Below are 23947 nucleotides of genomic sequence, written 5' to 3' on the forward strand. Positions count from 1 at the left end.
AAATGATAACCATTCTCACTAAAAACGAAGGAGCGCCCTGCTATGAGGAAACCGTCTATTTCGTTTGACAGCTTGTTATTTCAACTAGAGGGCGCTTGTGTGATCCGAGGGACGGAGCGGGAGATGTTCGAGGAGGGCATAGCCGAATCGCATCTGTTGTTTTTGTTTCTGGACGGCGAGGGCGCTCTCCATGTTCGGGAACGGTTCTATTCTCTAGAGGGTGAGCAAATCTTCTGGCTTCCGCCAGGAACGGAGTACTCGATCGATCGCGGAGCGAATCGGCCCGTTAACTATTATCGGATAGCCCACCATGCCGTGAAGCTCGAGGCGGGCCATGCAGAGTGTTTTACCGAAGCCATCTGGCCTTACCCCGGGCCGCTTCAAGCCTACCCCTTTGCCCGAGCGGCCCAGATTGCGGAACGGCTCGCAGAGATGGATGTTTCGATGGGCGATCTGGGTGTATTTAAACGCAACCTTCTATTTCAGGAGCTGCTAGGGCTTCTTCTTGAAAGCAACAAGGAGACGAACCACCTGGCCTTCCCGCTGAGAGCGGTACAAGACTCGATTCAATATGTCAAGGAGCATTACGACGGAGCGCTGTCAGTTCGGCAGTTGGCTGCTCAAGCCGAGGTACCGTATTGGCAATATGCGAAGGTATTCCGGGAACTGACGGGCAAAAAGCCGAATGATTATATAACGGAGTTGAGAGTCGAGCGGGCGAAGGAGCTTCTGCTGTATACGGAGGATCCTCTCAGGGAGATTGCCCGGCAATCCGGGTTTTTGGACGAATATTACTTGTCCCGGAAGTTTCGCCAGGCGACGGGATTGGCTCCCCGGCAATTCGCCGAAACGATGAATCGCCGTGTTCCCGTATTGGATTGGAGAGGGCATGAAGTTTTTGTTCCGGCGAATCCCGGCCGAATCGTCTGCTTCGGTGAAACGATAGGTGATCTTCTTGCGCTGGGGATGAAGCCGGTTGGCAGTGATTTGGGCGAGTCGAGAGCCGCATGGTACGAGGAGGAATTGGCGGATGTCGCTGACATTGGCCGTCCGTTCGATCTTGAGGCCGTTGCGGAGTTGAAACCTGATCTGATTATTTTCTCGAGCGCGGATGAGCAGCAATATGGCTCACTGGCCAAAATCGCGCCGACCGCAGCATTTGACAGCTACGGCTCCATGCAGGAAAGAATGGAGAAGCTGGGCAGCCTGCTTGGCATGCGGGAAGAAGCAGAGATGTGGCTTCGCCGCTATCATCTTCGGGCCGACGAGATGTGGAAGAGCTTGCGGACGGAGGTGCGAGAAGGAGAGACTGCTACCGTTTTCATCTATCATCGGGGTGAGCGGTTGTTCGTTATGGGGACAATTGGGCTGACGGAGACGCTTTACCATGGGCTTGGATTTCAACCGGCGGAACGGGTCAGAACGCTATTGGAGCAGCAAAGGGCTTATAAGGAAATATCCGAGAAAGCGTTGGCGGACTATGCGGGAGACCGGATTTTCCTCATCCTGCCTGACAATCCGAAGTCCCGCGAGTCCACAGAGACGCTGATGGAAAGCGAGAGATGGCAAGGCCTGAAGGCCGTTCGAGAAGGACGCGCCTACTTGGTCGAGGAGGCCAAGTGGAATTTCGGTGACGCTTTTACCCAAGAGAAGCTGCTTGACCATCTTCCGGCTCTACTGCGCTCGGGCGGATGCTCGGCGGCTTCGCAAAATAGATAATAAGAAGGCTGCGCCGGGGCGGTGCAGCCAGATTGTTGAGTAGAACTCGTCGTTTTCCATAACGACGGGTTTCTTTGGTTTGGCGTTTTTCAATAGGTATGAAATTTCGGCTCTACACCATAATCAGTCAGTGCTTGACACTCTAATTAGTGAGGTCTGCTCCACAAGTGACCGTTATAGCAAGACTTTGCATTCGAAAAGAAGGAGTGATGGTTTGAGCCAAGCACTGATTTTCGGGTTTGAGCCTAGTTAATGGACAGTAGTGACCGTTAGCACCGATTATTCGAAATTTTGGCTCGCTTAGGGACATTAATGTCCCTAAGCATGGGATAGGGGCGGAGAATAGCGTGAAATCATCTTCTAACGGTCACTAATGTCCTTAAAGAAAGGGAATAGGCTTTGTTTTTTGCTCTAACGGTCAGATTTGACCGCTTGATGGATACGATAACGCTGCTGTCCATTGTGAACCATTAAAACACTCCTTTCCACAAGCTTGTCTTGTGGATCGATTGAGGCGGTTGATCGCACAACCCTCTTACGGAAGGTAAAGGACACGCAGCTTTTCCACTCACTTCATAGCAAGCGTTCCCTCGGTTTAAAGCCGAATTAACCAAAAAATTTAAAATTGACAGCAATAAGGGAACGAAATATAATGAACTACAAGTTGAACGCGCGGTCAACTTGTGACTTAATTCCTTGTATTCCTATGCGATAATTAAAATAAGTTATCGCACAGCTTTGTTTTCAAAACATGATGAGGTGAGAAAATGAATCGTTCCTTACGCGGTATGCAGCGTTTAATGATTTTGGCGATCGGTCTTGCATTGATCGTCACAGGGTGCAGCGGCGGAAACACAAATACGCCTGCCAATACAAATTCGAAAGAAGAAGCTTCCGCATCTCCGAAAGCGAACGGCGGGGAGTTAACGTTTGCGCTTGCCGGGTCGCCTAACACGTTGGATGTAGGGGTAACCTCGTCCGATATTGAGTTTCGTATCGGCCGCAATATATTTGACAGCTTGGTAGCCGAGCTGCCTGATCATACGCTCAAGCCTTGGCTGGCGGAATCGTGGGAGATTTCGCCTGATAATAAGAGCTACACGTTCAAGCTTCGCCAAGATGTGAAGTTCCATGACGGTACGCCGTTTAACGCAGAAGCTGTTAAAGTCAATTTCGACCGCAGCGCCGATCCGCAAGGTGAATCGGTGTACGCGAAGCAATTGCTTGGTCCGTACGAGTCGTCCGAAGTGATCGACGAATCTACGATCAAAGTGAATTTTAAGGAGCCGTTCACTCCTTTCTTGAGCAACGCGGCAAAGTCGGCTCTAGGTATCCAATCTCCTGATTCCTTTAAAAAGTTTGGCGACAAAGTCGGACAAAATCCGGTCGGTACAGGACCTTTCAAGCTTGTGTCGTGGGTTCCGAACGCGGAGCTCGTACTGGAGAAAAACGCCGATTATAACTGGCCTTCGCCGGCAGCCGAGCATAGCGGCCCAGCCTATTTGGACAAGGTCGTATTGAAGCTGATTCCAGAGGAAGCGACGCGCGTAAGCAGTCTGCAAAGCGGTCAAGTGCTTGCTGCGGAGTCGATTCCGGCGCAAAACATCGTAGCCTTGCAGAAGGATGCGAAATATCAAATTGACAAAGCGCTCCTCCCGGGAGGCGTGTTCCAGCTCACCTTCAATAACGAGAAAGAGCCATGGAACAATGTCAATATGCGTAAAGCGGTGCAGTCGGGCATCGATATCGATTCGATCGTCAACGCGCTGTACTTGGGAACGTTCCCGCGGTCCTGGAGTCCATTGTCTTCTTCCACGCTAGGCTACGATGCGTCTCTGGAAAATTCGTATAAAGTCGATATCGACAAAGCGAATCAATTGCTGGAGGAAGAGGGCTGGAAGCTGGGCTCGGACGGCATTCGGGCGAAAGACGGCAAAGCGCTGGAGATCAACTATATCGATTTAACCGGTAACCGGGAAAAACGCGAAGACATCATTAAGATGGTTCAGCAGCAATTGAAGCAAGTTGGCATTAAATTGAACATTACCGTGACAGCGGCAGGCCCATATGTGGACGCGTTGAAAGCGGGCAGCTATGATATGATCGGCCACAGCTTTGCTGGCGGCGACCCGGATATTTTAAGAACGCTGTTCTCGAAAGCGAACTGGTCGACGAACGAATATGCGAACTCGAACTTTGCCCGTTTCTACGATCCTGAGATCGAGCAGCAGCTGAAGGACGCCTATCAGGAAGCCGATCCGGCCAAGCGGATCGAGCGATATAAAGATTTGCAGCAATATTTTGTGAGCAATGTGGTATCCATTCCGGTGTATGTATTCCCGTACACGATCGCTTCGAGCAAGAAAGTGAGCGGCCTTTCCTTTGACTTCCCTGGATATCCGGTCTTTTACGATGTGGCGATTGCGAAATAGAGAGGAGGAAGGAGCGGAGGGAAATGCTTAGAGTCATCCTAAATCGATTGCTGGTTTCCATTGTCGTATTGCTTAGTACCTTAACGCTCGTCTTCTTTCTTCTTCATCTGCTGCCCGGAGATCCTATCAATATTAAAATCGCGGGCAATCCGGTATCGCCGGAGGTTGTGGAAAAGCTGCGGCACGAGTTCGGGCTCGATCAACCGCTATACAAGCAGTACTTTCAATATATCGGCAAAATGTTTCACGGCGATTTCGGGAAATCGCTGGTCGATAACGAGAACGTGATGGTCAAGCTGATGGCGCAGTTTCCCGCAACGCTGTCGCTAACGCTTCTAAGCATGGCTATATCAGTTGTTTTTGGCTTGCTGCTGGGCGTATTATCGGCGGTCTACCGGTATCGCATTCTGGATCATCTCATCCGATTGCTCACCGTTTTTGGTATTTCGATGCCGACGTTCTGGGTCGCCATTCTGCTCGTTCTGTTCTTTTCCGTTCAGTTGCAGTGGCTCCCAGCCTCGGGCGTTGGAGGATTTCAATATCTTCTGCTCCCAGCGACGTCGATGGGCATTGTAGGAGCGGGGCTCATTGCCCGGATGGTTCGAAACAGTATTTTAGAAGTGGTGAACGAGCCGTTTGTAAGAACGCTGCGCGCAAAAGGGCTGCCTGAGCGGGCGGTTATGTATCAGCACGTCTTGCGCAATGCGCTTATACCGGCGGTGACAATGATCGGCATGCTGCTGGGCGAACTGCTCGCAGGCGCCGTCGTCATTGAATCGGTATTTGCGAGACAGGGTGTCGGCAGAGTGATCCTCGACGCGATTCTCGCCAAGGATTTACCCGTTGTCCAAGGAGCGATCCTTATAACGGCTTCTATCTATATTATTGTAAATCTGATCGTTGACCTTTCCTATGCGATTATCGATCCAAGGATTCGTCAGCAGAAATAAAACTGGATTGGCAGTGAAGGCGGCAGGCATTCCGCTGCCGGATTTGGAGGCAAACGATGACACAAACGGAGTCGACGGCATCCTCGCATGTATGGCGCGGAAGGAAGCAAAAAAAGAAGAGAATGTCAGGCGGTAACAGAGGACTCTTTTCAAAAACGATGATGGCCGGTTCCCTTCTTCTTATCGCATGTCTCGTGTTGTTTGCGCTCGCGCCTCAATGGTTTGCACCTTACTCCCCTACCGACATGAATGCGGCGGCGATTCTGAAGGCGCCGGGCGGAAGCTACTGGCTCGGAACCGATTATTTTGGCCGCGACATCTTCAGTTTGATCGTATACGGCAGCAGGGACGCGCTGTTAATCGGTGTTTCCGCCGTGCTCCTAGGCGGGAGCGTCGGCGCATTAATCGGCGCCGTTTCCGGTTATGCGGGGCGGTTGGTCGACACCATTCTTATGAGGTTAATCGACACTTTAATGACGATACCCGGCATCCTGTTAGCTTTGACGGTATCGGCTGTGCTCGGGCCAAGCAGGCTCAACTTGATTATCGCAGTCAGCATCGCGCAAATTCCGAGCTTTGCCCGGGTTATACGGGGTCAAGTGCTGTCGATCAAGAGCCGCACGTTCATTGAAGCGGCGAAAGCGAACGGAACCTCGCATTTTAGCATTATTTTTTCGCATATTGCGCCTCATGTTTTATCGTCCTTGCTCGTTTTGGGGACGATTGGCGTTGGGAGCGCCATCTTAATGGGTTCGGGACTGAGCTTTCTCGGGCTCGGCAGCGCCGAAGAAATTCCCGATTGGGGCGGCTTGCTTTCCCAGGGCCGCAGCTATATTGCGATGGCATGGTGGATTGCAACCTTCCCGGGGCTCGCAATTACGCTGCTAGTTGTATCGATCAATTTTCTCGGGGACGAATTGCAGGCCGCTGTCGGTCCGCGTAAAGGCTAACAGAAAGGGGGACGCATAACAGATGGAAAACTTGTTGGATATTAAACAGCTATCTGTCGATTTTATGACGCCGCAAGGCCCCCGAAACATGGTCAACACGATTGATTTGACGATCGCTCCTGGCGAGACGCTTTGTTTGGTCGGCGAGTCGGGAAGCGGCAAAACCGTCACTTCCTTGTCGGTGATGCGGCTTATCGATTATGAGAACGGACGGATTGCGGAAGGTTCGATCCGGTTGAACGGGCTCAATCTGGCGGAGTTAAGCGCCGCCGAGCTCCGCAAGCTCCGCGGCAGGAAAATTGCGATGATCTTTCAAGAGCCGATGACCGCGCTTGATCCTATTTTTACAATCGGCCATCAGATTATGGAGATTGTGCTCCACCATGGCCTTGGAACGAAGGAAGAAGCTTGGAAGCGTGCGGTTTACTTGCTTGAACGAGTAGGTATCGTCGATGCGGAGCTTCGCATGAAGCAATACCCGCATGAGCTGTCGGGAGGCATGCGGCAGCGCGTCATGATTGCGATGGCTTTAGCCTGCGGGCCGGAGCTGCTGATTGCCGACGAACCGACGACCGCGCTTGATGTTACGATTCAAGCTCAAATTTTGCAGCTGCTGCGAGAACTGAAAGCGGAGCTGAACATGTCGATTCTGCTCATCACGCATGACCTGGGGGTCGCTGCGGAAATGGCGGATCGAGTAGCGGTGATGTATGCGGGCAAGGTGGTCGAGGTGTCGGATGTGAAGTCGCTGTACGAGAAGCCGCAGCATCCATACACAAGAGGACTGCTGCAGTCAGTCATGACATTGAACAGCGATCGCACAAAGCCGTTGTATCACATTCCGGGGGCTATTCCGAATTTGGCCGATTTACCGAAGGGATGCCGTTTTCATCCTCGCTGCCCGTTTGCGACCGATCAATGCCGCTCCGAAGAACCGCCTGCCGTAGCTGACGGGGCCAACAGCGTTGCTTGCTGGCATGCAGAACGAGTAGCGGAGTTTCCGCTCGGCACAGAACGGGAGATGTACGAGCAGGAAAAGGCGACGGCGACGGTTGCCGCTGCGTCCGCAGATATGGACGGCGATGATGTATTAATGGAAGCAGTACATGTCACCAAAAATTTCGCGATAAACAGCCGCAGGCTGCTGACAAGAAGCAAGCATGCCGTTCATGCGGTGAACGACGTTTCTTTGCAAATTTATAAGGGCGAAACGCTAGGTCTGGTCGGAGAATCCGGCAGCGGCAAATCGACGCTGGGTCGCATGCTGCTGCAATTGGAGAAGGTAACGGACGGTCAAATCAACTGGGAAGGGCTTAACCTGACCGGGGCGAAGCCGAAGGAAGTACACCGCTTGCGCCGCGAAATGCAGATGGTGTTTCAAGATCCGTACAGCTCGATCAATTCGCACTGGAAGGTTGCGGATATTATCGGAGAGCCGCTGCGCGTGCACCTCTCGCTGTCTTCTCAGCAACGGAAAGAGAAGGTGGAGGAGCTGATGCGTCTGGTAGGGCTTGATCCTGCCTCGGCCAATCGCTATCCGCACGAGTTTTCTGGAGGACAGCGTCAACGTATTGCGATTGCGAGAGCCATTGCTCTAAATCCGAAATTTATCGTACTGGATGAAGCGGTATCTGCCTTGGACGTATCCGTACAGGCGCAAATCATTAATTTGCTGCAGGAGCTGCAGCGAACACTTGGGCTGACTTATTTGTTTATTGCCCATGATCTGCATGTCGTTCGACATTTGTCGGATCGTGTAGGGGTGATGTACTTGGGACAGCTTGTTGAGCTTGCTTCGACGGAAACCTTGTTCGCTTCTCCGGCTCACCCATATACGCAGGCGTTAATGTCAGCGATTCCCGCTGCCGATCCTTCCGGCAAAAAAGAGTATGTGCCGCTAAAAGGAGAAGTGCCTTCACAGGCATTTCGTACGACAGGCTGTCCGTTTCATACCAGATGCCCGGCAGCCTCGGACAAATGCCAAGCGGAAGCGCCCGTCTGGCAACAGATCGGCAAAGAGCACTTTACGGCATGTCACCACCCTATCCAAGCTGGAGGAGAACTGCAATGAGTATGACAAACCCTTTATCAAGCAAGTCAAATATCCGCATCCGCAGCGCAGTGCCTGCAGACTATGATTCCGTTATCCATGTACTGACGCGGGCTTGGGAACAATTTGCCGTCTCACACCCCGGAATAGAAGAAGCGCTCCGTCAAGCGCTGCTCACCTATTTGGAAGAGGGTTCTCAGGAGCGGTTTGTTGCCGAAGCGGACGGCCTTATTGTTGGAACGGGCGAATTGTTCCATTCTTTCGAAGAAGCATACGGCATCGTCAACGATGCCATTGCAACGCCAATTTTACGCAGGCTTGCGGTCTTGCCGGAATGGCAAGGCAAGGGAATTGCCAGCCGTCTTGTGCATGAAAGCGCGAGGAGAGCGTCGGCGTCCGGCTCCGCTTTTTTATTTTTGCATACTTCATCGGAAAGCAACGCACCGGCTGTGCGGTTATACACGCATTTAGGCTTTACGCGCGCCACCGATCAGGACTTTTATTCGGATGAGCATTTTATGGAAGGCTACCGGCTTGATTTGAACGGATTAGAGGAGGAGGCGTGAACATGGGAAGCAGGAAAATGAAACTGGCCGTCAATTTGCGCGGCATCGGAGGCAGCATGTCGGAATGGAGGCATCCCGACGCCCAGACGGACGCAAGCGTCAATTTTGAGCTTTACAAGCTATGGGCGCAGAAAGCCGAGGCGGCGCTCTTCGATATCGTCTTTATTGCGGACGGCTTATATATTACCGAGCAATCGATGCCGCATTTTTTAAATCGGCTGGAACCCATCTCTTTGTTGAGCGCGCTGGCTGCAGTCACTTCTAAAATCGGTCTGGTCGGCACCGTATCTTCCACGTACAGCGATCCGTTTACGATTGCGCGCCAATTTGCGAGTATGGACATGTTAAGCGGCGGCCGCGCTGGCTGGAATGTCGTCACCTCCGGTTTGCTCGACGGGGCTGCCCACAATTTCAATGAAAAAACGGTTCAGCACGATGAAAAATATGAGCTGGCCACTGAATATCTGGAAGTCGCACAAGGATTATGGGATTCATGGGAGGACGACGCCTTTGTTCGTGACAAGCAGACAGGCGTGTTTTTCGATCCTGAGAAGATGCACACGCTTAATCATAAAGGGAAGTTTTTCTCTGTAAAAGGACCGCTAAACGTCGCACGTTCCCCGCAGGGACAGCCCGTTATTTTCCAGGCAGGACTGTCGGAGCCCGGCCGAAACTTTGCGGCTCAATTCGCCAACGCCATTTACTCCATACCGCAGACGATCGAGGAAGGGACCAATTTCCGCGAAGATATGAGAAGAAGAGCCGAGACGTTTGGCAGATCCGCCGACGATATTCTAGTTTTCCCGAATATTTCGCCGGTCATCGGCAAGACCGCAGAAGAAGCAGAGCAAAAATATCAGGAAATCGCGAATTTGGTTACGATCGAGCATGCGCTTAAGTATACGAGCCGATTCTTCAACCATCTTGATCTATCGCAATTTCCGCTGGATGAGCCGGCGCTGAACCTGCTTTCCCTTATACCAGGCCAGGAAGGCACCTTTAAACAATTTACGGAAGATTTGCAAAGCGGAAAGACGCTGCGCCAGCTTGCGATTGAGGCTACAACGCCGCGCAGTCCGTTTATCGGAACAGCCGAACAAATCGCCGATAAGCTTCAGCAGTGGTTTGAAGCGGGAGCCGCGGACGGCTTTATGTTTGTACCGTTCGGTCCGTTCGGACTGGATGATTTCTTGAATGAGGTCGTGCCGATTTTACAGCAAAGAGGTCTGTTCCGCACGGAATACGAAAGCTCTACGCTGAGAGGAAATCTTGGCTTGGGCATTCCGGCGAATCGATACGCTTAAGCTGTATTAGAATGATAATCCGGCCAGTAAACGGCGTTTTATGCACCAACGTTATTGTGTGCAAAACAATTTAATAATACGCCGAGTGCAAGGCGAAGATAGAGGTTGTCCAAAATCATTTCATTAATGATGGGACAGCCTCTATTATTTATGAAGGATTGGAAACGGTCATCTCTTGCATCTGAAAATCGATTCCTTTAATATGGATATCATACATCTATGATCTAAACTCGTAGACAGGGGGACGACTTTTATGCAATTTTCAAAAAGCACAGATTACGCTCTGCATGCTTTAATTCATTTGGGCAACGCGGAACGACGTCATAATATTGGAATTAAGGAATTGTCGGCAGCGCTGGGCGTTTCGGACAGCTACTTGTCGAAAATTATGTCGAAGCTAAGGCAGGATGGAATCGTACGAGCTGTACCTGGCGTGAACGGCGGTTATGAGCTGGCTAGACCGGCCGAACACATTACCTTTCTCGATGTCATCCAAGTGATTGAAGGCAGACAGCAGCTGTTCGAGTGTTCCAATTCGAGTTCCCGGCAGCATGAGCTGTTAAGCGGCAATGAGGCTTCGCACCCGGAATGCGATCATTCCGAAAAGAGAGAATGCCTAGTTAAAAAAGTGATGGACGGCGCGGAACAGCAGCTTCATCGCTATTTAGAAGAGCATACTGTTCAGACGGTACTGGACGAGGCTTCCAAACGTCATACCGTGAAATGATGCTGTATCGGGAAAAGGGATAGAGTCAGCAGTCTAATAGGGAAAGTAACAGTAGAGAAATCGCCCGCAGGAAGGGGCGGTTTCTTTGCTTGATGACCGGGTAATTCGGGGGACGGGGCAGGTACCCCGACCTTGGTCTAGTGCAAAAACCGACGCAGGTCCGTTTTAGAAAAGGGCGAATCGATCTAGAATAAGAACATAAGCAAGAGAGCAAGCAGCACCCGGCAGTAGAAAGACATATTGCACGATAATAGAAAGGCGGTGGATAATAGAATGAATGGCAAAAAAGCGCTTGGCGTTTTGCTCGTAGTTGTTGGAGCGATCGTTGTACTTAACTTTATAGGGGTTCATTTCGGATCGATTTTCTGGTTCTTCTTCCCGTTTATTCTAATCGGACTCGGGGTGGTCGGTTGGAAGAACGACAAGAAATGGATTGGCGGCATACTGGCCGCAATCGGGGTTTTGATGCTGGTCAGCAAATTCTCAAGCATTATTTTCCTAGCTATCGCGATCGCGTTGATCGTACTAGGCGTATCGAAAATCAGAAACGGCAGCAATCGCGGATATTAATAACGAGATAGGCGAGGAGGGGTTCGAAAGATGAGCATTATGCGTCGAGTGCGCGACATTACGGTCGCCACGTTGAATGAACGATTGGAGAAAGCGGAGGATCCGGTTCGCTTGATTGACCAGTTTTTATGGGCGACAAGAGAAGATATTATTCAAGCGGAGAGGCTGTACCAGCAATACGCAGGCCACAGCAACCATTTGAAGGCGCAATGGCTGCAAGCTGAGCAGCAAAAGGAGAAACGCGAGCATCAGGCGATGACGGCTTTGAAAGCCGGAGAAGAACAACTGGCTCGCATCGCTCTCCACGAGAAAGCGAATGCGGAGGAACGTTCCGCACAGTACCGTAATTTGTACGAGCAGAGCCAACAAAATACGATGGATCTGGAAGATCAGCTTCGCCAAATGCGCAGCGAATACCAGTCCGTCTATGATAAGCGCGAGTATTACGCGGCTCGTATGGAATCGCTTAGACTGCAGCAGCGAATGAACGCAAGATATACCGGCGGTTACGGCGAGCAGGGCGTTCAGCCAGGCACGATGTTCAGAAGACTGGAAGATCGCATCAGCGATATGGAATTGGAAGCTAAGAGCTTCCAGGACCTGCGCCGCATGGGAAGGGAGTTCGCTTCCGAAGCGGGCAACACGGTACAATCCGTCATCGAGCGCGAGTTAGATCAGTTAAAGAAAAAGCTCGCTAAGGAAGGGTGGACGTCTTGAAAAAACTGTACCGCTCGTCACGAGACAAGAAATTATTCGGCTTGTGCGGCGGCTTGGCGGAGTTAATTAATGTCGATGCGACATTGATCCGGATTCTGCTCATCGTCGTCACGATTCTTACTAGCGGAACGGTCATTCTGGTCTATCTCTTAGCTGGTATGGTCGTACCGAAGGAACCGCCGTATTACAACGGCTTCGGTCCGGGTCCGGGTCCAGGTCCAGGTTACGGCGGACCGGGCGGCTTCGGTGGAAGCGGCTACGGCAATGGAAACGGAAACGGTCCTTACGGCAGCAATTCGTACCAAGGCGGACCGTACACGAACCCGCCTCAGCCTCCAAAACCGTCGTGGGGCGCTAACGCTAACACCCAATCGGCGGGAGCAAATGAACAGCAAACTTCGGCTCAATTCGACCGGATGATGGAAGATCTGGAGAAAAAGGCTTTGCACAAAGAAAATGAAGAATTACGGGCCAAACTGGCCAAATATGAGAAGGGAGAGATTTAACAATGGGTATCTTTAAAAGAATGAAGGACATGACGAAGGCTTCGGTGAATGAAGTATTGGATAAAATTGAAGATCCGGTGGTTATGCTTAACCAATACTTGCGCGACATGGAAGCTGAGATTCATCAAGCGGAAGTAACGGTAGCGAAGCAAATGGCGAACGAGCGCCGCATGAAGCAGCGTTTGGAAGAAGCGGTTCGCAGCGCGGCGGACCGCGAGTCGAAAGCGGAGGCGGCACTGCGCTCCGAGCATGAGGAATTGGCACGCAAGCTGCTGGAAGAAAAGCTTTACTTTGAGCAAAAAACGATCGAATATACCGACCTTCATACGCAAGCCAAAGCTCAGGCAGAGGGCTTGATGCAGCAGCTTCACACGATGAAGGAAGAGTTCTATCAGCTCCGCAACAAACGGAATGAGTTGGCGTCGCGAGCTCAAATGGCCAAAGCGCAAAAACAAATGGCGCAGATTTCGTCGAATCATTCGATCGACAGCGGTACAGCTTCTAGAGGCTTCCACCGGATGGAAGAGAAAATCATCCAGCTCGAAGCAGAAGCGGACGTACTTCGCACGCCACACAACTACGGCGGAACGACAGCTGCTACTTTTAACGTAGCGGATGCCGAGAAGAAAATGAAAGTCGACGAGCAGCTCGAAGCGTTGAAGAGCAAGCTGAACAAATCGGCGGCTCCGGCGACAACATCGTTTGACGCTGAATAATCGATTGCACGGCAGCAAAGGGCGGACCGGGGACATTCCCGGTCTGCTCTTGCCTGCTTAATGATAAGAAGGAGTGGACCGGATGGCAGAACGGAGGCCGCCTGAGCATGAAAGCGGCAATCGAGCGGCGCGCAGAAGAAACATAACGGAGACGGTGCTATGGCTGCTCATCATTGTCAGTCTCGTCGTCATCGTGCTTCAGAGCATCGGTTACATCAAGCTGTTCACCTTGCAAGGAAAGTGGGCCGTCATCGGGCTAAGCGTCATCGGCGCTTCGATGGCTTTAGCGGCTTTGGTCGGTTACTTGCAAAACTCGAAGCTGAAAGCTGCGCTGCAGCGGTTGACGGAGCAGCAGAGAAAGCATCGCCCTCGCGTAACCATCGACTCGCTGAACGATAGCGGGGCGGAGTCGGCAGAAGAACCGGCGCAGACCGATCCGATTTGGACGGAAAAGGTAAAGTTTTCGGCCGTTATCGAGGAACGGCAGCGGCTTGCCCGGGAACTGCATGATGCGGTCAGCCAGCAGCTGTTCGCCATTTCGATGACGGCGACGGCTGTCAGCCGTACCATCGAACGAGACTGGGAGCGTGCGCGCAGACAGGTGCAGCTGATCGAGGAAATGGCAGCCGTTGCGCAATCCGAAATGCGGGCGCTGCTCCTTCATTTGCGTCCTGTGCATCTGGACGGCAAAAACTTGGCGTTGGCGCTGACCGTGCTTGTCGAGGAACTAAAGCAGAAGGTGCCGATGACGATTCAACTGGAAGTGGACGATACGATTGCGCTGCAGCCGGGGGCGGAGGATCATCTGTTTCGCATCGCCCAGGAGGCTTTGTCGAACACGCTTCGGCACGCAAAAGCGGACAGCATGGAGATCAAGCTCCAGCGTTCAGGCGATCAGGTTCGCATGCTGTTGAAAGACAGTGGAATCGGCTTCGACCTGGAAGCGAAAAAACAGACATCGTACGGATTGCTAACGATGGAAGAACGGGTGACGGAGCTTGGAGGCACGCTGAAGATGGCCTCGAAACCGGGAGAAGGCACCGTTATCGATATACGCGTTCCGCTCGTGCAGCTGGATGCGAATGCAAGCGAACGATAAGGAATAGAGACAATTAATGATGGAAAGCAGGGGATTTGTGTGGAGCCGACTGAACAGTTGAATCAATCGATAAAGGTGCTGCTGGTAGACGATCATGAGATGGTACGGATCGGATTGGCCGCTGTACTGGATACCGAGGAAGGAATCGAGGTCGTCGGCGAAGCCAGCAACGGTTATGACGGGATACGGCTTGCGCAAGCTTATAAGCCGGATGTCGTTCTCATGGATTTGGTGATGGAAGGAATGGACGGCGTTGAGACGACAGAGAAGCTGCTGGAATTGTACCCCGACTGTAAAGTAATCGTGCTGACAAGCTATTTGGACGACAGCAAGCTGTACCCAGTCATCGAAGCGGGGGCCTTCAGCTATTTGTTGAAAACGTCGCGGGCGAACGAGATCGCCGACGCTATCCGGGCCGCTTCGCGCGGGCAATCCGTTCTCGAATCGCAGGTAGCGGCCAAAATGATGAACCGGCTTCGGCAGCCAAAGCAGCCGTTGCAAGCGCCGCTGCACGAGGATTTGACCGAACGTGAAATGGACGTGCTGAAGAGGGTTGCGCAAGGCTTGTCCAACCAAGAAATCGCCGACCAGCTCTACATAGGAGTGAAGACGGTAAAATTCCATATTACGAATATATTCAATAAGCTGGGTGTGGACGATCGTACGCAAGCCGCCATTTATGCGCATAAGCAAGGGATTGCCGAATAAGCAAGTCAGGGCGTGAGCGGGGGCAGATGCGGCGTTCCTGAGCCATAGAGCAGCTGCCAGAGCACCGGAATCCGGATTCATCCGTTTTCGGTGTTTTTTGTTGTGGAAAAAGAAGTTAATATTTTCGGTTCAGAAAGCGGCCGCTGGCAGGGAAGGGCCAGTAGAATTGCGAATTATAGTTATAAAAGTAGGGAAGCCGGTTGTTTGAGCTGCTTTCAATAACGATATCGCTCACCGTGCCGCCGCACATTGGGGCAAGCCGCTCCAGCAGCTTGCGATACAAGCCGCCCCGTTCGCTGACAAGCGCATTTAATCGGCCAGGCTCTTGGCGATGGATGAGAGCGGCAAGGGCTTCGTCGATGTGCCAGTTGGCTTCCTGTTCAATTATTAGCCCGATTCTTGAGGCTTCACTTGCCCGCATCGCTTGCAGCAGCGTTTCCTTTTGATGGCTGTTCAGGTAGTTCCGATTCTCCTGGGCATAGGCCAGCAGCTCGTTCATAACGGCTGTCAGCAGCCGCAGCGCTTCCAGCGCTGCTCCTTCCTTGCCGTCGGCATCGGCATGAAGCCGTTTCAGGCGCAGCCGCAGCGTCACTTCAGCATGATGAAGCTTGAGCAGCCATTCGGCAGCGACAGCGTCCGAAAGCTGTTCGGCCATAGGCAATTTGAAGCCGAGCTCGGGAGGCAGCTGAGGCTTCTCTTCCCGGTACGGGTAAGCGGCCGCTCGATTGGCGGGTTGCGCGGGCGCGGGACGCCTTACATTTTCCATGCGTTGAGTCGGTCGGACGTTCAATTGCTATTCCTCCTTCAATAGCCGGCGTTTCGCCGGGAGTTGCCCGGCATGGCTTAGTTTCAGCATAAGAAAGAGCCGTCGCAATGTCTGGCGAAAGCCGTTGTCGAACGATTAGAGAAGCAGGAACAGAAAGGCGATAAATGCAAGATCAATCGCAAGCGCGCCGCCGAACGGGGAGAAAGAATTGTAGCTGTATGGAGTGTACGGATAGGACTGGGCCTGAACGTCTTTCTTTGGCGGATTCGCTTTGGCCGGTTTTCCTTTTTTCGTCTTGCTTGCTTTCGTAGCTTCGGCGATAATTTCCTCTTCGCTTATTTCACCGGCAGGATCGTTCAGCACGAGCTTCCCGCCCCCACAGCGGCTAAGAACGCCAACATGCCGGCTGCCATCCTGTAAAATAACGCAAACGGGCATGCCGCAAAACTGGCTAATAACATCCTCTTGAAGAGGGTAAATTTGTTCCATAGCTGGCCATCCTCCTATAAATCGGTTTGACACAGTCTATTCACCCAAGGGCGAATGCGTATAGTTATTTACCCAGTTTCGGCTAAAAGCCTACGGGCTGCTTAGCCGGACCAATACGGCAAGAAAGGCGGCGGTTGTCATCGTCAAGCAGCGTATAAAGCGGGGACAGTCGGTTTACGGCAGTAAAGGGGCGCGTGCGGCGGTGCTTGCCGCCTTGCTTATTTTGCTAATCGGCGGTTATTGGGCGGCAAGCGGGAAAGGCAAGCCGGCGTCGGGCATCACGCCTGACAAGGCAGCCGTAAGCGCTGATCAGCATGACTTGAGGGCGTTATGGGAATGGACGGACGGTTTGTACAAAGGCGGGGCTGCCCGAGCGGAATGGTCGATTCGCTGGGATGCGGCAGGAAATGAGGCGACGGTCGAACGGCTGCTTGAGGCGCTCAAGCCGGAGCTGGAGGAAGCGCCTCAAAATTTGATCTATATCGATCAAGTCCGTTCAGCTATAAAGGAGCTTCCGTCCTACGGCGGCATCCTTACGGCGGATGCGCTGCCCTCGGGCAAAGAGAGACGGCTTGTCGTATTGTTCCGAACAACAAGCGGCTCTGGAGCGAATCGGGACAAGCTGCTTGAATTGATCGAACGGATGGAAGACGCGCTGCGTCAATTAGAAGCGGATTATCGGATAGGAATGACATCGAGAGGCTTGACGGAATATAATAGTGCATCGGAGAAGCTGGCGCAGCGGGCTGGCGCGTCCAAGGTCGATCGTTATGACGACGGCGGAACGGTCAGTACGACCTATTATACGGAGAAGCTGTATGTATCTGTCGAAGCCGGGAAAGGTAAAAAAGCGAATTTGCAGGCAGCTGTTCATCGCGATTCGGAAACCGGACAGCTTCGCCTCATTGCCGGAGTGCCGCTCATCACGGGCGATTACGCACAGCCTGCGGGAGATTAGCTTTTTGTATCGGTTTATTCGTATTTTATATACGGGATGAATGGCAGTTTGAGGATTATTATGCTAAACTACATAAGATGTAAACTCCAAAAATTATAGGAAAGAATGAGGACCATGAACCAGAATACGAACCTCGAACCGACGCTTGGACAGGGCGCTGTATATTATTTGTTCGGCGCAACGGGAGACTTGGCCAAACGCAAACTGTTTCCCGCCTTGTTCAGCTTATATAAAGAAGGCAAGCTTTCTGAAAATTTCGCGGTAGTCGGGCTGGCCCGCCGCAGCCGCACCAATGAGCAATTCCGCGCCGACGTCTACGACTCGATCGTGCAATTTTGCCGGTACAAAGCGGACGATATCGAGCTTTGGAACCGTTTCGCTGAGCATTTTGAATATATGTCGCTGGATAGCACCGATGTGAAAGGATTCAAGGATCTGGCCGTTTTGTCTAACGAGCTGGATGCGAAATTCGATATTCCGGGCAATCGGTTGTTTTATTTGGCGCTGGCTCCTGAGCTGTTCGGCCCGGTTTCGTTTAATTTGCGGGACGGCGGATTGCTGGAAAGCAACGGCTGGCATCGCGTCGTGATCGAGAAGCCTTTTGGCTACGATCTGGAATCGGCACGCAAGCTGAACGACCAAATCCGTCAAGTATTTCAAGAAGAAGAAGTGTACCGCATCGACCACTACCTTGGCAAAGAAATGGTGCAGAACATCCAAGTCATCCGATTTGCCAATGCGTTCTTCGAGCCGCTGTGGAACAATCATCATATAGCCAACGTGCAAATTACGCTATCCGAAACGGTCGGCGTAGAGGAGCGGGGCGGCTATTACGACAAGTCCGGCGCGCTTCGCGACATGGGCCAAAACCATATGCTGCAAATGCTGACGATGATTGCAATGGAGCCGCCAAGCCGTCTGCACGGGGAGGACATTCGCGACGAGAAGGTGAAGGTACTTCGCTCACTTCGTCCTTACGCTTCCGGCGACGAGGTTCGCAGCCATGTCGTTCGCGGTCAATATTCGGCGGGAACGGTCAAAGACAAGGCGTTTCCAGGGTATCGTGAAGAAGAATCGGTGAACGAGGAATCGACTACCGAGACTTATTTTGCAGCCAAGATAGCCGTTGATAACTTCCGCTGGGCGGGCGTTCCGTTCTATATTCGTACGGGCAAAAGGCTTCCGGTCAAGACGACCGAGGTCGTCGTCGAATTCAAATCGGCTGCGCAAAACACGCTGTTCGGACAACGCCACAACTTGGCGCCGAATTTATTAGTCATTCGGGTTAATCCGACGGAAGGCATCTATATTAAAATCAATGCCAAGACGCCGGGCGCCGATAATTCGGTGCAGCCGGTAGCTATGGAATTTTGCCAAAGCTGCCAGGTCGGGCTGAATACGCCGGAAGCTTACGAGCGTCTTATCTACGACGCCGTTCGCGGCGACTCCACGTATTTCACGCGCTGGGACGAAGTGGCGCAGGCTTGGGAGTTCGTCGATCGCATCGCAGCCGCTTGGCGCGAGGAGAAGAGCGATCTCCAGCAATACCCAGTTGGCTCTTGGGGACCAAAGGCGGCCGACGAGCTGCTGGCGAAGGACGGCTTCCATTGGTGGCCGGTCAACGGGCAGGATGAAGATAATGTCATTTGGATCAGCAACAACGGCAAATAAGAAGTCTGAAACGGCGTCTCATCGTTTTTTATCCGATGGGACGCTTTACCATGAAGGGAAGTCAATGATGAGTCAAACATTAAGCAATGAACTGAAGCAGGAAGTCGACAAACGACGCACCTTTGCTATTATTTCTCACCCGGATGCCGGTAAAACGACGCTGACCGAGAAGCTCTTGCTGTTCGGGGGCGCGATTCGGGAAGCGGGCTCGGTCAAGGCGCGCAAGGCGAACCGCCATGCGACGTCCGACTGGATGGAAATCGAGAAGCAGCGCGGTATTTCGGTAACGTCCAGCGTTATGCAGTTCGATTATTTGGATCATCGTGTGAACATCTTGGATACCCCGGGTCACCAGGATTTCTCCGAGGATACGTATCGCACGCTGACGGCAGCGGACAGCGCAGTCATGCTGATCGACGTCGCGAAGGGCGTCGAGGCACAGACAATCAAGCTGTTCCAAGTATGTCGGAAGCGCGGGATTCCAATTTTCACGTTCATCAACAAGCTGGACCGCGAGGGCAAAAGCCCGTTCGAGCTGATGGAGGAATTGGAGCAGGTGCTCGGCATCCGTTCGGTGCCGATGAACTGGCCGATCGGCATGGGACGCGAGCTGTGCGGCGTATACGACCGGATGAAAAATCAGGTGGAGCTGTTCCAAGGCAATGACCATAGCAAGATTGAAGTCCGCAAGGTGGACGACTACAACGACACCATCATACGCGAAATGGCGGGCGACTATTTGCACGACCAATTGGTGCAGGACTTGGAGCTTCTCGACGTTGCGGGCGATCCATTCGATTACGACAAAGTGCGGGCGGGTGAACTGACGCCGATCTTCTTCGGCAGCGCAGTCAACAATTTCGGCGTGCAGACGTTCTTGGAGAACTTCCTGCAGCTGGCGCCGAAGCCGGCTCCTCGCATGAGCACAACCGGATCGATCGAGCCAACGAACGAGAAGTTCACCGGTTATATTTTCAAAATCCAAGCGAACATGAATCCGGCGCACCGCGACCGTATCGCATTTCTGCGTATTTGCTCGGGCAAATTCGACCGCGGAATGAGCGTTCGCCATGTGCGCAACGGCAAAGACATTAAGCTGTCCCAGCCGCAGCAGTTTTTGGCACAGGACCGTGATATTGTCCAATCCGCTTATCCGGGCGATATCATCGGCTTGTTCGACCCGGGCATTTTCCGTATCGGCGACTCGCTGTCGCAAGGATCGGAGGTCGTGTTCGACGAGCTGCCGACGTTCTCCCCGGAAATTTTTGCTAAAGTTACAGTTAAAAACGCACTGAAGCATAAGCAGTACCAGAAGGGCATCGACCAGCTGACGGAGGAAGGCACGATTCAAGTGTTCCATTCCGCAGGCAGCTTCGAAGAGACGATTCTCGGCGTAGTCGGCAACCTCCAGTTCGAGGTGTTCGAGCATCGGATGCGCGGCGAGTACGGCGTTGAAATTCAGCTGCACCGGATGCAGTTCCAGTTCGCGCGCTGGATTGTCGACGACAAAGTCGATCCGTCGAAGTTCCGGATTAACTCGCTTCTGGCGAAGGATAAGAAAGGCAACTATGTCGTTCTGTTCGAGAACGAGTATGCGATGCGTACTGCAATGGAAAAAAATCCGTCGATGAAATTTTTGGAGACGGCTCCATAAAATTAAGTTTTCGATATAAAAACAGTATGAAATAATCCGATTATGTAAAATCGGATTATTTTTTTTGCTGAAAACCCATAAAAAGTATTGTCTAAAATGTGACATATGGCCTATAATGGGTGAAGTGAATATTGGATGATTTTTCCGATATTACTCGAATTTTGTTGCGGAGGTGATATTTTTGCAAACGGCAAAAACGTTAAAGTGGGTTACGGGAGCGCTTGAGCTCGTTTTGGGCATTCCTATTCTCGGCGGTTTGATCGTTATGGGCTTCTGGTACATTCCGCTCGGTATTATGTTTATTCTTCATATCATTACGCTGGTTCTTAGCAGCCAAGCGGGAACGTCCAAATACGGCAGCATTGTCGGCCTTATTACTTCCCTGCTGGCGTGGATCCCGATTTTGGGCATGATCTTGCACTTGACGTCGGCGATTTTGCTCATGGTAAGCGCAGCGCAGACGAAACAACAAGTAAATCATCCTGCTCCACCGCAAAGCTTCTAATCCTTTATAAGGATTTAGCGACGAACCTTCCGGCTCGGCACGTTTTAAACGTCCGACTGAGAAGGTTCATTTTCGTTGAATGAGTTTCGACAATAGACCTATAATGGTTGAATAGATATTGGACAATTATTCCTTCAATAATCGAAATTTGTTTGTAGAGGTGATTACTTGGAAACAGCTAGAACGTTGAAATGGGTAACTGGAAGTCTTGAGCTGGTGTTAGGTATCCCGATTATGGGCGGTTTGATTGTTATGGGGTTTGCATACACCCCGCTTTTCGTTATGTTTGTTCTTCATATCCTTACGCTGATATTCAGCACTCAGGCTCGTACTACGATTTACGGAAGCATTATGGGTCTTATTACCTCCCTGCTGGCGTGGATTCCGATTTTAGGTATGTTGATGCATCTGACGTCGGCGATTTTACTGATGGTCAGCGCATCGTCGATGAAAGATCGTATGAATTATCCCCCACCGCCCAATAGTTTCTGAGTCTTATGAAGACTGTACTGTACAAGTGTGATGAACCTTTCCTTGCGGCACGTTTTGAAACGTCCGATTGTAGAGGTTCATTTTTGTATTTTGGCGCTTCGCTTCTTGACGCGGAAACGTTTGCATGCCATAATGTACGCGTGTACATTAATGAATCACTGCAATTTGTTTGATTAAGGATGATGCTTTATTCGAAAAGAAGTAGCGAAGCTAGCAGGCGTATCGGAAGCGACTGTGTCTCGCGTCTTAAATAACGTCGGACCGATCAAGCCGGCAACTCGCGAGCGGGTGCTTGCAGCGGCGGCCGAGCTCGGCTATGTGCCTAATGCGCAAGCGCAGCGGCTGGCTCGCCGGAAGAGTGGAAATATCGGCGTTATTGTGCCTTACATGCCGAAGGTGCATTTGTTTTCGGCCTATTATTTTTCGGAAATTTTAAGCGGCATTGGCGATATGGCGAAAAGATGCGACTACGATTTGCTGCTTATCTTACGAGAAATGGACGGCAAGCGCGATTACGCCAAGCTGTTTCAAACGCAAAAGGTCGATGCCTGTATCGTACTCGGTGCCAAAGATGTGCCCGAGGAGCGGGCGGCGCTGGCGGAGCTGCATGCCGGCGGACATCCTTTTTGTCTCGTGAATCAGCGATTTGACGGGCAAGGTTACTTGTCGGTAGACGCCGATCATCGGTCGGGCAGCTATGAAGCGGTGAAGCATTTAATCGCGCAGGGACGGAGCCGTATCGCCTTTTTGAACGGCCCGGACGAATATTCCAATAGCGCGGATCGGCTAGCCGGTTACAGGCAAGCACTGCTGGAGGCCGGCTTGACGGTCGATCCGATGCGGATATTTACCGGCAACTATAGCCGCAAAAGCGGCTATGAAGCTTCCGCTGAGCTCGCGGAACTGTTCGGTACGGGAGAGATTGACGCCATTTTTGCCGCCAATGACCGGATGGCAATCGGTGTCATGGACGGCTTGCGCGAACGCGGAATCACGATCGGCGAGCAGTTGGCCTTGGTCGGCTACGACGATTCTGATGGATCGCGGATCGTAAGTCCAAAGCTGTCGACTGTAGCGGTTCCGTTCTACGAGATGGGACGCGAAGCGGCTAAGAGACTGCTGCAGCCTCAAGAGGGCGAAGAGGAGCAGTGGCAAGGTCGGCTGCTGCCTGTACAATTCGTTCAGCGCGAAAGTTCGTAATTCCAATTATTCGAAAGGCGGTTGTTGAAGAATGGGGAACGTTCGAGTAGGAATGGTTGGTTACAAATTTATGGGCAAGGCGCACAGCAACGCATATCGCGCATTGCCGATGTTCTTCCCGCAAGCGAAGGCAAAGCCGGTAATGAAAGCGATTTGCGGACGCAATGCGGAAGCGCTTGAGCAAGCGAGATCCCAGTTCGGCTGGGAGGACGCCGTTACAGATTGGCGCGAGTTGATTGCAAGAGACGATATTGATCTGATCGATATTAACGCACCGAGCGACGCTCACAAGGAAATTGCGATTGAGGCGGCGAAAGCCGGCAAGCATCTTTTTTGCGAGAAGCCGCTGGCTCTGTCGCTAGCCGATTCGAGAGAAATGCTGGCAGCTGCGGAAGAAGCCGGCGTCAAGCATATGGTCGGTTTCAGCTACCGGTTTGCGCCCGCCGTTAAGTTGGCGAAGAAGTTGATCGAAGAGGGACGAATTGGACGGATCTACCATTTCCGTGCAACCTTTTTGCAGGACTGGATTATGGATCCCGAATTCCCGCTTGTCTGGCGGCTGCAGAAAGAGATTGCCGGTTCCGGCTCGCATGGCGACCTTGGCGCTCATCTGATCGACATGGCACGTTATTTGGCTGGTGAAATCAAGGATGTTGTCGGCGTCAGCGAAACGTTCATTAAGGAGCGTCCAATTCCGCAAACGATGACAGGCCTCAGTGCCAAAGGCGACAAAGACGGTCCGAAAGGCGAGGTGACGGTCGACGACGCGACGCTGTTCCTTGCGAGATTCGAGAATGGTGCGCTTGGAAGCTTCGAAGCAACGCGTTTCGCAGCGGGACATCGCAGCACGAATGCGTTCGAGATCAACGGCAGCCTTGGCAGCATTAAATTCGATTTTGAACGGATGAACGAACTGCAGGTTTATTTTACGAGCGACGCTGAAGATGTTCAAGGCTTCCGCCGCGTGCTTGCGACCGATGCTCCTCACGCTTACATGGACGCTTGGTGGCCTGCTGGACATCCGATCGGCTACGAGCATACGTTTACACACGAGATGCTGGAGCTGATGGAGGCGATTGCGGAGGATCGGCAGCCGGTACCGAATTTCTACGACGGGGTAAAGTGCCAGGAAGTGCTCGAAGCAGTCGAGCGGTCGGTCGAAGAACGCAGATGGGTTTCTTTGGCGGAGCTTCAATGA

General features: G+C 52.2%; 23 protein-coding genes. 21 read left to right on the forward strand and 2 right to left on the reverse strand.

From position 1 onward, the window contains the following. Window positions 1-42: 42 nt before the first annotated feature. The 14 genes from ACFVTB_RS12080 (at window position 43) to ACFVTB_RS12145 (ending at window position 15014) form a co-directional block, all read left to right on the forward strand. Window positions 43-1719, forward strand: a complete 1677-nt coding sequence (locus ACFVTB_RS12080; protein ID WP_387748815.1) for an ABC transporter substrate-binding protein — start codon at window positions 43-45, stop codon at window positions 1717-1719. 767 nt (window positions 1720-2486) lie between these two features. Then, window positions 2487-4151 carry an ABC transporter substrate-binding protein gene (locus ACFVTB_RS12085; protein ID WP_387748817.1) on the forward strand — a complete coding sequence of 555 codons (1665 nt, stop codon included), beginning with the start codon at window positions 2487-2489 and terminating at the stop codon, window positions 4149-4151. A 23-nt stretch (window positions 4152-4174) separates the two neighbouring features. Further along, window positions 4175-5101 (forward strand): ABC transporter permease, encoded by a 927-nt coding sequence (locus ACFVTB_RS12090; protein WP_387748819.1) that lies wholly within the window; start codon window positions 4175-4177, stop codon window positions 5099-5101. A 56-nt stretch (window positions 5102-5157) separates the two neighbouring features. After that, entirely contained in the window at window positions 5158-6051 is an 894-nt protein-coding gene (locus ACFVTB_RS12095; protein WP_387748821.1) for an ABC transporter permease, read from the forward strand. Window positions 6052-6073: 22 nt separating this feature from the next. Beyond that, entirely contained in the window at window positions 6074-8122 is a 2049-nt protein-coding gene (locus ACFVTB_RS12100) for an ABC transporter ATP-binding protein (RefSeq protein WP_387748823.1), read from the forward strand. Further along, window positions 8119-8667, forward strand: a complete 549-nt coding sequence (locus tag ACFVTB_RS12105) for a GNAT family N-acetyltransferase (protein WP_387748825.1) — start codon at window positions 8119-8121, stop codon at window positions 8665-8667. The genes ACFVTB_RS12100 and ACFVTB_RS12105 overlap by 4 nt, the downstream gene beginning before the upstream one ends. A gap of 2 nt (window positions 8668-8669) precedes the next feature. Continuing rightward, entirely contained in the window at window positions 8670-9971 is a 1302-nt protein-coding gene (locus tag ACFVTB_RS12110; RefSeq protein WP_387748828.1) for an LLM class flavin-dependent oxidoreductase, read from the forward strand. A 253-nt stretch (window positions 9972-10224) separates the two neighbouring features. Further along, a complete protein-coding gene (locus tag ACFVTB_RS12115) occupies window positions 10225-10698 on the forward strand; it encodes an RrF2 family transcriptional regulator (protein WP_387748830.1) in 474 nt (157 codons plus the stop codon). Window positions 10699-10971: 273 nt separating this feature from the next. Next, window positions 10972-11268, forward strand: coding sequence for a LiaF transmembrane domain-containing protein (locus tag ACFVTB_RS12120; RefSeq protein WP_387748831.1), 297 nt, complete (start codon window positions 10972-10974; stop codon window positions 11266-11268). Window positions 11269-11298: 30 nt separating this feature from the next. Next, window positions 11299-11985, forward strand: coding sequence for a PspA/IM30 family protein (locus tag ACFVTB_RS12125; RefSeq protein WP_387748833.1), 687 nt, complete (start codon window positions 11299-11301; stop codon window positions 11983-11985). Further along, window positions 11973-12491 carry a PspC domain-containing protein gene (locus ACFVTB_RS12130; RefSeq protein WP_387748835.1) on the forward strand — a complete coding sequence of 173 codons (519 nt, stop codon included), beginning with the start codon at window positions 11973-11975 and terminating at the stop codon, window positions 12489-12491. Before ACFVTB_RS12125 ends, ACFVTB_RS12130 begins: the two co-directional genes overlap by 13 nt. 2 nt (window positions 12492-12493) lie before the next feature. Further along, complete coding sequence (locus ACFVTB_RS12135; protein ID WP_387748837.1) at window positions 12494-13207, forward strand: PspA/IM30 family protein; 714 nt, start codon at window positions 12494-12496, stop codon at window positions 13205-13207. An 82-nt stretch (window positions 13208-13289) separates the two neighbouring features. Next, window positions 13290-14306, forward strand: a complete 1017-nt coding sequence (locus ACFVTB_RS12140) for a sensor histidine kinase (RefSeq protein ID WP_387748839.1) — start codon at window positions 13290-13292, stop codon at window positions 14304-14306. 57 nt (window positions 14307-14363) lie between these two features. Next, window positions 14364-15014 carry a response regulator gene (locus ACFVTB_RS12145; protein WP_387749372.1) on the forward strand — a complete coding sequence of 217 codons (651 nt, stop codon included), beginning with the start codon at window positions 14364-14366 and terminating at the stop codon, window positions 15012-15014. A gap of 115 nt (window positions 15015-15129) precedes the next feature. On the opposite strand, the gene ACFVTB_RS12150 is transcribed toward ACFVTB_RS12145, so the two are convergent. Both ACFVTB_RS12150 and ACFVTB_RS12155 read right to left on the reverse strand, forming a co-directional pair. Continuing rightward, complete coding sequence (locus ACFVTB_RS12150) at window positions 15130-15804, reverse strand: hypothetical protein (RefSeq protein WP_387748841.1); 675 nt, start codon at window positions 15802-15804, stop codon at window positions 15130-15132. A 111-nt stretch (window positions 15805-15915) separates the two neighbouring features. Then, window positions 15916-16269, reverse strand: coding sequence for a hypothetical protein (locus tag ACFVTB_RS12155; RefSeq protein WP_387748843.1), 354 nt, complete (start codon window positions 16267-16269; stop codon window positions 15916-15918). A gap of 202 nt (window positions 16270-16471) precedes the next feature. On the opposite strand from ACFVTB_RS12155, the gene ACFVTB_RS12160 reads away from it, so the two are divergent. From ACFVTB_RS12160 to ACFVTB_RS12190, 7 genes are all read left to right on the forward strand, one after another. Then, window positions 16472-17227 carry a YwmB family TATA-box binding protein gene (locus ACFVTB_RS12160; RefSeq protein ID WP_387748845.1) on the forward strand — a complete coding sequence of 252 codons (756 nt, stop codon included), beginning with the start codon at window positions 16472-16474 and terminating at the stop codon, window positions 17225-17227. Between the two features lie 114 nt (window positions 17228-17341). After that, window positions 17342-18898 (forward strand): glucose-6-phosphate dehydrogenase, encoded by a 1557-nt coding sequence (gene zwf / locus ACFVTB_RS12165; protein ID WP_387748847.1) that lies wholly within the window; start codon window positions 17342-17344, stop codon window positions 18896-18898. Window positions 18899-18965: 67 nt separating this feature from the next. Then, the gene (locus ACFVTB_RS12170) at window positions 18966-20552 is read left to right on the forward strand and encodes a peptide chain release factor 3 (RefSeq protein ID WP_387749375.1); all 1587 of its coding nucleotides are present in this window, start codon (window positions 18966-18968) and stop codon (window positions 20550-20552) included. Window positions 20553-20733: 181 nt separating this feature from the next. Further along, window positions 20734-21057: a hypothetical protein gene (locus ACFVTB_RS12175; RefSeq protein ID WP_387748849.1), complete on the forward strand. Its 324-nt coding sequence runs from the start codon at window positions 20734-20736 to the stop codon at window positions 21055-21057. A gap of 168 nt (window positions 21058-21225) precedes the next feature. Next, entirely contained in the window at window positions 21226-21549 is a 324-nt protein-coding gene (locus ACFVTB_RS12180; protein WP_387748851.1) for a hypothetical protein, read from the forward strand. Between the two features lie 189 nt (window positions 21550-21738). Continuing rightward, a complete protein-coding gene (locus ACFVTB_RS12185; RefSeq protein ID WP_387749378.1) occupies window positions 21739-22749 on the forward strand; it encodes a LacI family DNA-binding transcriptional regulator in 1011 nt (336 codons plus the stop codon). A gap of 31 nt (window positions 22750-22780) precedes the next feature. Next, window positions 22781-23947, forward strand: coding sequence for a Gfo/Idh/MocA family protein (locus ACFVTB_RS12190; RefSeq protein ID WP_387748853.1), 1167 nt, complete (start codon window positions 22781-22783; stop codon window positions 23945-23947).

The organism is Paenibacillus sp. NPDC058071 (assembly GCF_042885235.1).
Taxonomy (GTDB): domain Bacteria; phylum Bacillota; class Bacilli; order Paenibacillales; family Paenibacillaceae; genus Pristimantibacillus.